The 13,841-nt window shown below is 37.8% G+C and carries 14 protein-coding genes and 1 riboswitch; of the genes, 10 read left to right on the top strand and 4 right to left on the bottom strand.

Features of this window, described 5'->3' with window-relative positions; genetic code table 11:
* Positions 1-36: 36 nt before the first annotated feature.
* The gene (locus JG537_RS04890) at positions 37-606 is read right to left on the bottom strand and encodes a CYTH domain-containing protein (protein ID WP_132868765.1); all 570 of its coding nucleotides are present in this window, start codon (positions 604-606) and stop codon (positions 37-39) included.
* Between the two features lie 131 nt (positions 607-737).
* On the opposite strand from JG537_RS04890, the gene yjbM reads away from it, so the two are divergent.
* The 5 genes from yjbM (at position 738) to JG537_RS04865 (ending at position 4,944) form a co-directional block, all read left to right on the top strand.
* On the top strand, positions 738-1,403 hold the full coding sequence (yjbM, locus tag JG537_RS04885; protein WP_132868766.1) for a GTP diphosphokinase: 666 nt from the start codon (positions 738-740) through the stop codon (positions 1,401-1,403).
* Positions 1,378-2,214: an NAD kinase gene (locus JG537_RS04880; RefSeq protein WP_199544053.1), complete on the top strand. Its 837-nt coding sequence runs from the start codon at positions 1,378-1,380 to the stop codon at positions 2,212-2,214. Before yjbM ends, JG537_RS04880 begins: the two co-directional genes overlap by 26 nt.
* Positions 2,211-3,101: an RluA family pseudouridine synthase gene (locus JG537_RS04875; protein WP_199544047.1), complete on the top strand. Its 891-nt coding sequence runs from the start codon at positions 2,211-2,213 to the stop codon at positions 3,099-3,101. The genes JG537_RS04880 and JG537_RS04875 overlap by 4 nt, the downstream gene beginning before the upstream one ends.
* A 17-nt stretch (positions 3,102-3,118) precedes the next feature.
* Positions 3,119-4,108, top strand: coding sequence for a phosphate acetyltransferase (pta, locus tag JG537_RS04870; RefSeq protein ID WP_132868769.1), 990 nt, complete (start codon positions 3,119-3,121; stop codon positions 4,106-4,108).
* Positions 4,109-4,188: 80 nt separating this feature from the next.
* Entirely contained in the window at positions 4,189-4,944 is a 756-nt protein-coding gene (locus JG537_RS04865; RefSeq protein WP_199544045.1) for an SDR family oxidoreductase, read from the top strand.
* Positions 4,945-4,974: 30 nt separating this feature from the next.
* Here the strand turns inward: JG537_RS04865 and JG537_RS04860 are convergent, their stop codons facing one another.
* On the bottom strand, positions 4,975-5,373 hold the full coding sequence (locus JG537_RS04860) for a sodium transporter (protein WP_199544043.1): 399 nt from the start codon (positions 5,371-5,373) through the stop codon (positions 4,975-4,977).
* A gap of 175 nt (positions 5,374-5,548) precedes the next feature.
* Between JG537_RS04860 and JG537_RS04855 the strand changes: the two genes are divergently transcribed.
* Together JG537_RS04855 and JG537_RS04850 are read left to right on the top strand one after the other, a co-directional pair.
* Positions 5,549-6,388, top strand: a complete 840-nt coding sequence (locus tag JG537_RS04855; protein ID WP_199544041.1) for a Cof-type HAD-IIB family hydrolase — start codon at positions 5,549-5,551, stop codon at positions 6,386-6,388.
* Positions 6,389-6,553: 165 nt separating this feature from the next.
* Positions 6,554-7,972, top strand: a complete 1,419-nt coding sequence (locus JG537_RS04850; protein ID WP_199544039.1) for a glycoside hydrolase family 1 protein — start codon at positions 6,554-6,556, stop codon at positions 7,970-7,972.
* A 46-nt stretch (positions 7,973-8,018) separates the two neighbouring features.
* On the opposite strand, the gene JG537_RS04845 is transcribed toward JG537_RS04850, so the two are convergent.
* On the bottom strand, positions 8,019-8,675 hold the full coding sequence (locus tag JG537_RS04845; protein ID WP_199544037.1) for an ABC transporter ATP-binding protein: 657 nt from the start codon (positions 8,673-8,675) through the stop codon (positions 8,019-8,021).
* A gap of 12 nt (positions 8,676-8,687) precedes the next feature.
* Entirely contained in the window at positions 8,688-10,202 is a 1,515-nt protein-coding gene (locus JG537_RS04840; RefSeq protein WP_199544035.1) for an ABC transporter permease, read from the bottom strand.
* Between the two features lie 376 nt (positions 10,203-10,578).
* Here JG537_RS04840 and guaC point away from each other — a divergent pair, with 376 nt between their 5' ends.
* The 3 genes from guaC (at position 10,579) to JG537_RS04825 (ending at position 13,795) form a co-directional block, all read left to right on the top strand.
* On the top strand, positions 10,579-11,562 hold the full coding sequence (gene guaC, locus JG537_RS04835) for a GMP reductase (RefSeq protein ID WP_199544033.1): 984 nt from the start codon (positions 10,579-10,581) through the stop codon (positions 11,560-11,562).
* 108 nt (positions 11,563-11,670) lie between these two features.
* Positions 11,671-11,766, top strand: a riboswitch (purine riboswitch).
* A 177-nt stretch (positions 11,767-11,943) separates the two neighbouring features.
* Complete coding sequence (locus tag JG537_RS04830; RefSeq protein ID WP_199544031.1) at positions 11,944-12,525, top strand: xanthine phosphoribosyltransferase; 582 nt, start codon at positions 11,944-11,946, stop codon at positions 12,523-12,525.
* Entirely contained in the window at positions 12,518-13,795 is a 1,278-nt protein-coding gene (locus tag JG537_RS04825) for a nucleobase:cation symporter-2 family protein (RefSeq protein ID WP_074482161.1), read from the top strand. Before JG537_RS04830 ends, JG537_RS04825 begins: the two co-directional genes overlap by 8 nt.
* Positions 13,796-13,841: the final 46 nt, after the last annotated feature.

Genomic DNA, 13,841 nt, shown 5'->3' with positions numbered 1-13,841 from the left:
TGAAATAATTCAGCATTTTCTAAGGAAAAAGCGTGGTTAAATTCGCTTAAGGGTTGCGCTAAAGCGAGCAACTTTGCTTTTAGCATACTTGAAATCAATGTCGTGCTGAGCTAAGAAGTTATCAAAATCTTTTTTACCTTTTTCAGCATTCTCAACTTCAAGTTCAAGTTCATAATCTTTGATATCAGCATACTGGTTGCTATCAAGAGCCATAAGACCAATATCAGTCATGGTTTCACGACGCGTTGTCGTGAGACTACCAAAATTTTTAAGGCTCGATAGTTTAACACCATTTTCTTCAATAAGCTTTAGGAAATCAACTTCTGGAAATTTTCCTGATTTGATGATTTCTTTTGCTTCAGCGACACTTAAGTCGTAGTTGTACTCTAAATTTCCAACTTCTTTCGGAATTTTCAATGTAATCTCTGCACGATTTGGCAATGTCCGAATGCGAAGAGACATACGGTGAGCTTTCATATCGAAATTCTCTGAATCGAAGTAGTAGTTCGTCTGAGTGACAGGCGTAACGTGGGAAAGTTGACTATTTAGACGATTGAATTCGTCTTTAGTGAGTAATGTTTTGTACTCAATTTCAAGGTGTGTCATAAAAATAATTTTCCTTTTTTGTCCATAAAAGTATGGTATAATAAGTTTATTATATTAATTCTATACAAAAGTCAATTTTTTGACAAGGATTGGTCATGTCCGCGTGACAGGTCCATTAGGAAGGAAACCTTATGGATTGGGAGAAATTTTTAGATCCATATATACAAACTGTTGGTGAACTGAAGATTAAATTGCGTGGGATTCGTAAGCAATTCCGTAAACAAAATCGACATTCGCCGATTGAATTTGTGACTGGTCGCGTTAAATCAGTCGAAAGTATCAAGGAAAAAATGGTGCTACGCGGGATTAAACCAGAGAATATTGCTCAAGATTTGCAAGATATTGCTGGTCTTCGTATTATGGTTCAATTTGTTGATGACGTTGATGAAGTTTTGGCACTTTTACGTAGTCGACATGATATGAAAATCGTGCAGGAACGTGATTACATCACGCATATGAAAGCCAGTGGTTATCGTTCATACCATGTTATTGTGGAATATCCCGTTGATACCATTGATGGTCAAAAAACAGTTCTAGCTGAGATTCAGATTAGAACACTTGCCATGAACTTCTGGGCAACGATTGAACATTCATTGAACTATAAATATAAAGGCGAGTTTCCTGATGAGATTAAAAAACGTTTGGAAACAACGGCAAAGATTGCGCTTGAGTTGGATGAAGAGATGCGAAAAATTCGCGAGGATATTAGGGAAGCACAGCTTTTATTTGATCCCGCAAGTCGGAAATTAAGTGATGGTGTAGGAAATAGTGATGACACAGACGAATATTACAGATAAAGTGACGCGTGTTGCTATTGTAGCAAACGGGAAATATCAAAGTAGACGAGTTGCCTCAAAACTTTTTGCGGCTTTCAAGGAAGATAAACGATTCTATTTGTCTAAAAAGGATCCAGATATTGTCATTTCCATTGGTGGTGATGGCATGCTTTTATCTGCCTTTCACATGTATGAGAAAATCCTTGATAAAGTGCGTTTTGTGGGAATTCATACTGGTCATCTTGGTTTTTACACTGATTATCGAGATTTTGAAGTTGAGAAGTTAATTGAAAATTTGCGATCTGATAAAGGACGTAAAGCTTCGTATCCTGTTTTACGAGCTAAAATCACATTAGATGATGGGCGTGTGGTCAAGGCGCGTGCGCTTAATGAAGTAGCTATTAAACGTATTGAAAAAACAATGGTTGCTGATGTTATCATAGATAAAGTGAAGTTAGAACGTTTCCGTGGTGATGGTATTTCGGTATCGACACCAACAGGAAGTACGGCTTACAATAAATCTTTAGGTGGTGCTATTTTGCATCCGACGATGGAAGCGATGCAGTTGACAGAGATTTCTAGTCTTAACAACCGTGTTTATCGCACCCTTGGGTCATCTGTGATTGTGCCGAAAAAAGATAAAATTGAAATCATTCCTAAACGCCAAGGCGTTTATACAGTGTCAATCGATAACAAAACCATGCATTATAAAAATGTGTCTAAAATTGAATATTGTATTGACAATAAAAAAATTAGCTTTGTGGCAACACCCTTCCATACAAGTTTCTGGGAGCGCGTGAGAGATGCCTTTATAGGAGAAGTAGATTCGTGAGATTTGAATTTATTGCGGACCGACGAACAAAAGTAAAAACCTTTTTAAAGGGACATGATGTTTCAAAAGGCTTATTAGCCAAAGTGAAATTTAAAGGTGGAAATATTTGGGTAAATGGCGTTGAGCAAAATGCCATTTATTTATTGGATGTGGGAGATGTGGTGACGATTGAAATTCCTGATGAACAGGAACATGAAACCCTTATTCCAGTCAAACATGACCTTGATATTGCCTATGAAGATAATCACTTTTTGATTATCAATAAACCCCATGGTTATGCTAGTATTCCAAGTGTTTTGCACTCAAATACCATCGCTAATTTTGTCAAATATTACTACATGGAGCAAAATTATCCTAACAAGCAAGTTCACATCGTAACTCGACTTGATAAGGATACAAGCGGCTTGATGCTTTTTGCCAAACACGGTTATGCCCATGCTAGACTTGATAAACAACTACAAAGTAAGACCATTGAAAAACGTTATTATGCCTTGGTTTCAGGACAAGGTGAGCTAGAAGACGAGGGAGAAATCATTGCGCCGATTGCTCGAGATGAAGATAGTATTATCACACGTTGCGTGCATCCGTCTGGAAAATACGCTCACACAAGTTATCGCGTTGTGGAACGCTTTGGCGATGTGGCTTTGGTAGATATTCGACTTCACACAGGACGAACTCACCAAATTCGTGTGCATTTTTCTCACATTGGTTTCCCGCTTTTGGGAGATGATTTGTATGGTGGACGTATGGATATGGGGATTACACGTCAAGCTCTGCATTGCCATTATTTGCGCTTTGTTAACCCTTACACAAATGAAGAGATAATCCAGACTACAAACTTGACAGATGACTTTGATAGCGTTATCATGGAGCTACAACAAAATTAGATGGAAGGTTAATTTTTATGGGAATTCGATCTTTATTTGGTAGCTTAAGGGAAAAGATTATTGGTAAAAACCTTAAAATTGTTTTTCCTGAAGGAAATGATGAACGTGTTCTTCGTGCGGCCGCTCGTTTAAAATTTGAAGGTTTGGTTGAACCAATTATTTTGGGAGAAGCTACGGAAGTTCGAGAATTATTGGCTAAATTCGGTTTTGCAGATCAAAACTATGTCATCATTAACCCTCAAACTTATGATAAGTTTGATGAAATGAAGGAAGCCTTTCTTGAAATCCGAAAAGGTAAAGCAACTCCTGAAGACGCTGATCGTCTCCTAAAAGACGTCAATTACTTTGGTGTTATGTTGGTTAAACTAGGGTTAGCGGATGGTATGGTTTCTGGTGCTGCTCACTCAACTGCGGATACTGTTCGTCCAGCACTTCAAATTATCAAGACAAAGCCCGGTATTTCCAGAACGTCAGGTGTCTTCTTGATGAATCGTGAAAGCACTGATCAACGTTTTATTTTTGCGGATTGTGCTATTAATATTGATCCGAATGCTCAAGAATTGTCTGAAATTGCCTTGAATACTGCTGATACAGCAAGAATTTTTGATATTGACCCTAAAATTGCCATGCTTAGCTTTTCAACAAAAGGTAGTGCTAAAGCTCCTCAAGCTGACAAAGTTCGTGAAGCAACTCAATTGGCTAAGGGGCGTGAACCTGAGCTAGCTATTGATGGTGAATTACAATTTGATGCTGCTTTTGTTCCAAGTACAGCAGCTGTTAAAGCACCAGATAGTAAGGTTGCAGGTCAAGCAAACGTCTTTATCTTCCCAGATCTTCAATCAGGTAACATTGGTTATAAGATTGCTCAACGACTTGGTATGTTTGAAGCGATTGGGCCAATCCTTCAAGGGTTGAATAAGCCAGTCAATGATTTATCACGTGGTTCAAGTGCTGAAGATATTTATAAATTAGCGATTATCACAGCAGCTCAAGCTGTTGATTGTTAATGACATGAATAACTAAAAAAATCAGTTGGTCGTTTAGCCAACTGACTTTCTTATATTTATAGATTTAGAAAGAGAATAGAATGATAAAAATTGCATTAGTAACAGGAGCATCTGCTGGGTTTGGTAGAGCCATTGTTAAAAAGTTAGTTGAAGATGGTTATCAAGTGATTGCAAGCGCACGTCGCTTGGAAAAATTGCAGAGCTTGCAAGACGAACTTGATAAGGACAAGGTTTATCCATTACAGATGGATGTTTCAGATACTCAGCTGATTGATCAAGCTTTAGCAAGTTTACCAGAAGCTTGGCAACACATCGACCTTTTAGTTAATAATGCTGGTTTGGCACTTGGTTTAGACAAGGCATTTGAGGCCGATTTTACTGACTGGATGACCATGATTAATACTAATATCGTAGGTCTTGTTTATCTGACACGCCAAGTCTTACCAGACATGGTTAAGCGTAATTCAGGGATGGTTATTAACCTTGGGTCAACAGCAGGAACTATTCCATACCCAGGTGCCAATGTTTACGGTGCATCAAAAGCCTTCGTCAAACAATTCTCGCTAAATTTGCGTGCTGATCTTGCTGGGACAAAGATTCGTGTGACGAATATCGAACCAGGGCTTTGTGAAGGAACAGAGTTCTCAAATGTCCGCTTCAAAGGTGATGATGAACGTGCTGAGAAACTTTACGAAGGAGCGAACGCCATTACGCCAGAAGATATCGCAAGCACTGTTTCTTGGGTGGCTAGTCAACCAGAACATGTTAATTTCAACCGTATTGAAATGATGCCAGTGTCTCAAACATACGGTGCTCAACCGATATATCGTGATTAAGAATAACAAAAAGAGCCTTTTGGCTCTTTTTTAATCATCAAAAATTGGGTTGGTGTTAGAAGGACCTGATGTCACATCAGACCATCCAACGATTGCTTGACCAGATTCATTTAGGTAACTTGCCAGAACAAGCTTTAAGTCTTGGATAAAAGTAATAACACCCATAAGTTCACCAGAATCATCTTTAACTGCTTGATAAGTTTGAAATAAGATACGGTCAAATGATTCGGTAGGAATTTGAAAATGAAGGGCTTGTTCTGGTGCTTGTTCAAGGCTAGTCCAAACCCATTGTGGCAATTCTTTCTCTTCCTCATCATCAGAGAAAAAAGATCCATCTGAACGGTTATTACTGTATATAAGTTTTAAATCTTTATCATAAAAACTAGCACGGTAAGGTAGGTGTGCTAGCAATTTTTTAATAAGTTCCATGGATTCATCATAGCGATTTTAGATTAGAAATGCAACTAAGTTGCTTGAGGGTGGTTAGTATTAGTTTGTGGTTAAAAATAGCAGAGGAAAGTATCAGTTTTTCGTAAGATATAACTATCGTTTTCAAACTTTTCTTAGTAAAATAGAGGCATTAAAAAACGAAGAGGACAGTGCTGTGAGTAAAATTATTTTTTTAGATGTTGACGGGACTTTGGTTGATTATCATAATCGTATTCCAGAATCAGCGGTCAAAGCTATTCGAAAAGCGCGTGAGAACGGACATGCCGTCTTTGTCTGTACAGGTCGTAGTCGTGCAGAGATGCAACCTGAACTTTGGGAAATTGGCTTAGACGGGATGATTGGCGGAAATGGTTCTTATGTGGAACATGATGGTCAAGTTATCATGCATCAAATGATTTCAAAAGAAGATTCAAAGGCCATCGTAGATTGGTTGCATGAAAGAGGATTGGAATTTTACCTAGAATCAAATAATGGTTTATTTGCATCTGAAAACTTTAAAGAGGCAGCACGTCCAGTCATGCGTCAATACGTCATGCAAAAAGGAAAATCAGCAGAAGAAGTGGAGCACATGGAAGCAGAGGATGCTCTTCATGGCTTGGTGTATGGTGAAGAATTGTACCGTGATGATTTGAATAAAGTCAGCTTTATTTTGAACTCTTACCAAGATCATTTGGATTCAGCCAAAGTTTTCCCAAATTTAAAAGCTGGAACATGGGGTGGTCGTGGTGAGACGGCATTGTTTGGTGATCTAGGTGTCAAGGATATTACCAAAGCACATGCCATTGATGTTCTTTTGGAACATTTAAAAGCTGATAGAAAAGATACCATTGCTTTTGGAGATGCTAAGGTGGATATCCCGATGCTTGAATGTTGTGAGATTGGCATTTCTATGGGAAATGGTGGCCCAGAGATTTTAGCCATGGCAGACATGGTGACTGGTGATGTCGAAGAAGATGGACTGTACAATGCATTTGCAAGATTAGACTTGATTTAAGGCAATGAAAACTGCTTAACAGAGGTGTTGAGCAGCTTTTTGATATTTTGTTTAGATTCTTAATATCGATTCATATGATAGTATTAGGAATGCGTTGGATAGCATTAGTTTTTTAGAAATGAGAACGCTATAATGTAATCAATGAAAAGTTAAAAGGAGATTGACATGTTACATAAAACGTTAAAACCATTTCCAGATTACTTCTTGTGGGGAGCATCTACGTCAGCTTATCAAGTTGAAGGGGCTTCTTTAGAAGATGGTAAAGGTCCTTCTTGCCAAGATGTGAAAGAATTGCCTGCAGGTACTGCTGATTTGACTGTTTCTGTTGACCATTATCATCACTACAAAGAAGATATTGCTTTGATGGCAGAAATGGGATTTAAATCATACCGTTTTTCAATTTCTTGGTCACGTGTTTTGCCAAAAGGAACTGGCGAAGTGAATCCAAAAGGAATTGAATTCTATAACAATTTGATTGACGAATGTTTGAAATATGATATTGAACCAATCGTGACAATGTTCCACTTTGATATGCCAGCAGCGCTTGATGAACGTGGCTCATGGTCAACACATGAATCTGTTGATTGGTTTGCTGAATATGCGCGTGTTTTGTTTGAAAATTTTGGTGACCGTGTTAAATATTGGTTGACAATTAATGAACAAAACATGTTGACCTTGGTTGGTCCGGTTATTGGTACTCTTCATGTACCAGAAGGAACAACAAATCTTACAAAAGAAATTTACCAACAAAACCATCACCAGTTGGTAGCACAAGCAAAAGCGATGCAGCTTTGTCATGAAATGCTTCCTGAAGCTAAAATTGGACCAGCTCCAAATATTTCACTTGTTTATGCGGCTTCATCAAAACCAGAAGATGTGCTAGCAGCTCAAAACTTCAATGCTATTCGTAACTGGCTCTATCTTGATGCATATATTTTAGGGGAATACAATAATCTTGTTTGGGCATATCTTGAAGAACAAGATGCTACTCCAGTGATTACTGAAGAAGACCGTGCCATTATGAAAGCTGCAAAACCAGATTTCATCGGATTTAACTACTATAATACTGCAACTGTAGCTGCTTCAGATGGTACAGAAAGTTTGAATCCTTCTGCTGACCAACAAACAGCGCGTGGTGAAGCTGGTTTCTATCGCGGCGTTGATAATCCAAATCTTCCAAAAACAGAATTTGGTTGGGAAATTGACCCAGTTGGTTTCCGTGCCACTGTCCGTGAAATGTACAGCCGTTACCGCTTGCCACTTTTGGTTACTGAAAACGGTCTTGGAGCTTACGATACTTTGACAGAAGATGGTAAAGTTCACGACCAATACCGTATCGATTATCTTCGTGCTCACATTGAACAAATTCAATTAGCGATTACGGACGGTGTTGATATGCTTGGTTACAATCCATGGTCAGCTATTGACCTTATCTCAACACACGAAGGCATTCGTAAACGTTATGGTTTCATTTACGTTGACCGTACTGATGAAGAAGTTGGCAGCCTTGAACGTTACCGCAAAGACTCATTCTTCTGGTATAAAAAAGTTATTGCTACTAATGGACAAGATTTGTCAGATTAAAATGAACAGAAAAAGCACTCAATTTTGATATTGAGTGCTTTTTCTTTTAAATCTGCGTAAATCTTTTCTTCTTGAGTTCGAAGGTAACATCTGTTTCGTTAGCGACAGCCGTTTCGTGAGTAACGATGATTACGGTTTTGTTTTGCTGATGCGCGATTTCTTTAAAAATATTAACGATATCTTGGGTGGTTTCTTCGTCAAGGTTTCCAGTCGGTTCGTCAGCGATAATGATATCATGCTCTGTTGCCAAGGCTCGTACAATAGCGACGCGTTGCTGTTGGCCACCTGAAAGCTGAAGAACTGGTTTATCAATTAGTTCTTTTGGAATGCCAACAAGTTCAAAAAGTTCTTCGATTTTAGCGTTGTCAATACTTTTGTTAGAAATTTCTAGCGCTGTTTGAACATTTTGACGTGCAGTCATGTAAGTCATTAAATTATAAGCTTGGAAAATAGTGGAAACAGCATTTTTACGGTAATTGGTCAGACCAGATTTAGTAATGTCTTTATCATTGAGGAAAATTTCACCAGCCTTTGGGCTGTCTAGTCCAGCTAAAAGGGATAAAAATGTTGTTTTTCCACTTCCTGATTGACCAAGGATCGAATAAACTTTTCCTTTTTCAAAGTTTAAGTTAACGTCTTTGAAAAGGTAGTCGTCGGGATTATTAGTGTACCAATAGCCGATATTTTGTGTGCGTAATGTCATAAACATTCCTTTCTAGTTAGAAGACAAGATATCTTTAGGTTTCATGCGGATGATGCCGATACTTGCTAAGATAGTTGAGATAAATGAGATAAGAAGGGCAATTCCACCAAGTTTTGCGACATCATTTCCTGTTAACTTGATGTCTAATTGATCAATTTCTTTGCTTGAAGAAGTAGCCATTGTCATCATATTGCCAAAACCACCGCCGGATGGTTTGTCATTTTGGGGTTTTGAGTCATTTTGCTTATTGTCATCATTAGAAGAGTTTGTCTCTTGACCAGGACCACCAGGAAAATCATTTTTAGTAGTCTGTTGGGTTTGAGTTGAAGATGATAACAGTTGGTTACCAAGGGCGTTTCCAACAAAATTTCCAGCAACAGTAGCAATGACAAGGGAAACGACTGTTACCATAAATAATTCTGTGAAGAATTGCCCGATAATTTTAAGGCGATTTTCACCTAAACTCATAAGGACACCGATTTCGTAACGACGTTCTCGGATGCTTAGAATGACAATGAGCGTCAAGATGACGGCACCAGCGACAGCAACTAAAATAACAATATTTTGTGCAATTGATGAAATGTTATTGAGTGGTGAAAGCATTTGTTCATAGATTTCATCGCTAGAGGTTACAGAATATGAATCAGTATCAATTTCTGATTTGACTTCTTTGACGAAATCATCCATTTTTTCAGGGTTTGAAAGAGTGTAAATAGCTGAATCTAATTTGTCGGATTCACCTTTCATAGTATTAGCCGTTGTGAGGTTAGTATAGATGTTATTTTGTGGATTTGAGGCATTTGACATCATTTGAGCAGTTGTCGCTGTCGATGAATTGTCATAAATACCAACGATTTTTAGAGTGTAACTTGTTTCGGTATCATTGACAGTCGTTTTAACTGTAAAGCTATCGCCGATACTTAAGTTGTTCTCTTTGGCTAAATCAGCTGAAATAAGTGCTGAATTGTCAGCAGTGTCTTCAGTGATACCAGTTCCTTTAGAAATTTTATTTGTCCCAGAAGTAAAGTCGCTTACCTTATCTGTGCTATTGACTCCTGTAATCGTAAAATCTCCAGAAGCCATCATTCCAGGGCCAGCTGGTTGAGATGTGCTGTTTGAAGATTCATTAGAAGATGATGAGGTAGATGATGTTGAGATAGCAGTGATATCATCGCCTGCTGTAGCAGTTGTCGTTGTTGTGAAAAGATATGAGGCAACATCGCTTTTTTCAGCAATAGATTTTGCGGTTGTAAGGTCAACAGAGGTAGTAGCAGACGTGTCACTACTTGAATCAGAACTATTTTCGCTATCAGGTTTGAAAGCTTTCATCATTGCTTCGCGATTAACAGATAACGTTACAGTTGCGCCAGCTTGCTTTTTAGCACTTTTTACAGCTGAATCAGCAGCATTTTTGATAGTCAAGCCTGCTAGAACAAAAATCAAGATGGCACTAGTCACTAGAATTAGTAGTCCAGTACGTCCTTTTTTAGCTTTTGTCGCAAGCCATGCTCGTTTAATAAAATTCATATAAAACTCCTTTGCAATTGTCTTACAAAAAGTTTAGGGGATTAGACTTAATCGAAACTGAAAGAAAGCTAAAATAAAGCTTAAATACGTAAAGTTGACACTGTAGATAACATACGGATATAACGAACGATATAAAAACACAAAGAAAAAATAGTTGACATAAAACGAATGAAGTTGTAGAATGATAATGGAAGGGTAAGTTTTTACCTAGCGATGCTCTATTGTACCAACGCTCAGTAGAGTTATAGGAAGGTCATTTTTTAATGAAAGAGTCGATGTGTTTTTGCCTACTCTGACAGAGAAAAAGTGGCCTTTTTGTATTGTCCTTTGACTTTGTTTGAGTTTGCAAGGACACAAAGACCATGGAGAAACTTATATGTATAACGAAATGCCTGTCTTTGATTACGAAGATATTCAACTCATTCCTAACAAATGCATCATTAAAAGCCGTTCAGAAGCAGATACGCATGTGACACTTGGGGATTATACTTTTAAGTTGCCGGTTGTTCCAGCGAACATGCAAACAATCATCGATGAAGATATCGCTGAAAAGCTTGCGAAAGATGGTTATTTTTACATTATGCATCGTTTTGACGAAGCGTCTCGTAAACCTTTTGTTAAACGTATGCATGATCAAGGATTGATTGCTTCAATCTCAGTAGGTGTTAAAGATTATGAGTATGAATTTGTCTCAAGCTTAAAAGATGATGCACCAGAATTTATCACGATTGATATTGCTCATGGGCATTCTGACAGTGTTATTGAGATGATTAAGCACATTAAAAAAGAATTACCGGGAACTTTTGTTATTGCTGGTAATGTCGGCACCCCTGAAGCTGTTCGTGAGTTGGAAAATGCCGGCGCTGATGCCACAAAAGTTGGGATTGGTCCTGGTAAAGTATGTATCACAAAAGTGAAAACTGGTTTTGGAACAGGAGGCTGGCAATTAGCAGCACTACGTTGGTGTGCTAAAGCAGCTCGTAAACCAATAATCGCTGACGGTGGTATTAGAACTCACGGTGACATTGCTAAATCAATTCGTTTTGGTGCAACAATGGTGATGATTGGTTCGCTTTTTGCTGGACACCTAGAAAGTCCAGGAAAATTGGTAGAAGTAGATGGTAAACAATATAAAGAATATTACGGTTCAGCATCTGAATACCAAAAAGGAGAACATAAAAACGTCGAAGGTAAGAAAATCTTGCTTCCAGTTAAAGGACATCTAAAAGATACTCTTACTGAAATGCAAGAAGATCTTCAAAGTTCGATTTCATATGCCGGCGGCCGTGACCTTCATGCATTGACACGCGTTGATTATGTCATCGTTAAAAATTCAATCTGGAATGGTGATTCAATTTAGAACAGGAAATTTGTCATTATTTTCAGAATATTACTTCTTTAATAATAGGACCAATGTCATCTTGAATTCCAAGATTAAAATGATACAATAGTTCTATCATTAATGTGATGGTTAAAATTTAATAATGCTTATTTATGCTACGAATGGGCGTAGCGTTTCTACAAGACACCGTAATGTCTAACAATAAGTCAATTCTCAGTTGCTGTCTGAGAAGACATTTTTGCATAGTTGTGAAAATGTGACCGAGTTTTGCAAGAGGTGTTTACGAATTGTAAACATCTCTTTTTTGTAACACTTGTCTTTGTTAATAGCCCTTGAAAGCTTCATAGTAAGTTGTTAGTTTTGACATCCAATTTTAACTATTTTTTTAAAGGAGAATCCATGAAATTATTGGAAGATCGCATCTTAAAAGATGGGAATGTTTTGGGTGAGGATATTTTGAAAGTTGATAGCTTTCTTACTCACCAAGTTGACTATGAATTAATGCAAGAAATTGGTAAAGTTCTTGCGCAAGCTTACAAAGATGCTGGAATTACAAAAGTCGTCACTATTGAAGCCTCAGGTATTGCTCCAGCACTTTATACAGCACAAGCCATGGGCGTTCCAATGATTTTTGCTAAAAAATCTAAAAATATTACAATGACTGAAGGCATTCTAACTGCTGAAGTTTATTCATTTACTAAACGTGTGACAAGTACGGTATCAATCGCAAGTAAATTCTTGTCAGAAGATGATACAGTTTTAATCGTCGATGACTTTTTGGCAAATGGTCAAGCTGCTAAAGGTCTTTTGGAAATTATTGGTCAAGCAGGTGCGAAAGTTGCTGGTATCGGTATTGTGATTGAAAAATCTTTCCAAACAGGTCGTAAATTACTAGAAGAAACAGGTGTTCCTGTGACATCTCTTGCACGTATTAAAGAATTCAAAGATGGACAAGTTGTCTTTGCGGAGGCTGATGCATAAAATGGAAATGAATGAACAAAAACACTCACAAGCTGCCATTTTAGGTTTGCAACATTTGCTTGCTATGTACGCTGGTTCAATCTTGGTTCCAATCATGATTGCTAGCGCTCTTAATTATTCAGCAGAGCAATTAACTTACTTGATTTCAACTGATATTTTCATGTGTGGTGTAGCAACTTTCTTACAATTGCAGTTGCGTAAACACTTTGGTGTAGGTCTTCCAGTTGTACTTGGTTGTGCCTTCCAATCAGTTGCACCTTTATCAATCATCGGTGCCAAACAGGGTTCAGGCTATATGTTTGGGGCTTTGATTGTCTCTGGTATTTATGTGATTTTGATTTCTGGTATTTTCTCAAAAATTGCTGATTTTTTCCCACCAGTTGTTACTGGTTCTGTCATCACAACTATTGGTTTGACTTTGATTCCAGTTGCTATTGGGAACATGGGTGATAATAGTGACAAACCAACAGCTCAATCATTGATTTTGGCGCTTGTAACCATTGCGATTGTTCTTGCGGTTAATATTTTCGCCAAAGGATTTATTAAATCTATTGCCATTTTGATTGGTCTGATTGGTGGAACAATCGTAGCAGCTTTCATGGGCTTGGTTGATCCATCAGTTGTTGCAAATGCACCGCTTGTTCATATTCCACAACCATTTTACTTTGGTGCACCAAAATTTGAAATTACATCAATTATTATGATGTGTATCATTGCAACGGTTTCTATGGTTGAATCAACTGGTGTTTATCTTGCATTGTCAGATTTGACTGGTGAAAAATTAGACAGCAAACGTCTTCGTAACGGTTACCGTGCAGAAGGTGCAGCTGTTCTTCTTGGTGGTATTTTCAATACTTTCCCATATACTGGATTTTCTCAAAACGTTGGTTTAGTTCGTATTTCAGGAATCAAAACACGTCGTCCAATTTACTACACAGCTTTATTCCTCGTGATTCTTGGTTTGCTTCCAAAATTTGGAGCAATGGCACAAATGATTCCAAGTCCAGTTCTTGGTGGTGCTATGATTGTTCTTTTTGGTATGGTAGCTCTTCAAGGGATTCAAATGCTAAATCAAGTTGATTTTAAAAATAATGAATACAACTTCATTATCGCTGCGGTTTCAATCGCTTGTGGTGTTGGTTTTAACGGAACAAATCTCTTTGTTAGCCTTCCAAATACAGTTCAAATGTTCTTGACAAATGGTATTGTTATTGCTGCATTATTTGCTGTTGTTCTTAATTTGATTTTAAACGGAAAACCAAAAAAATAAGCGTTTAGACATAAAAAATTCATCTAGGATTTTTCCTAGATGAATT

Source organism: Streptococcus vicugnae (assembly GCF_016461705.1).
GTDB classification, from domain to species: Bacteria; Bacillota; Bacilli; order Lactobacillales; family Streptococcaceae; genus Streptococcus; species Streptococcus vicugnae.
The sequence above is the reverse complement of the archived record's forward strand: the minus strand, read 5'-3'. Positions and strand labels throughout refer to the sequence as shown.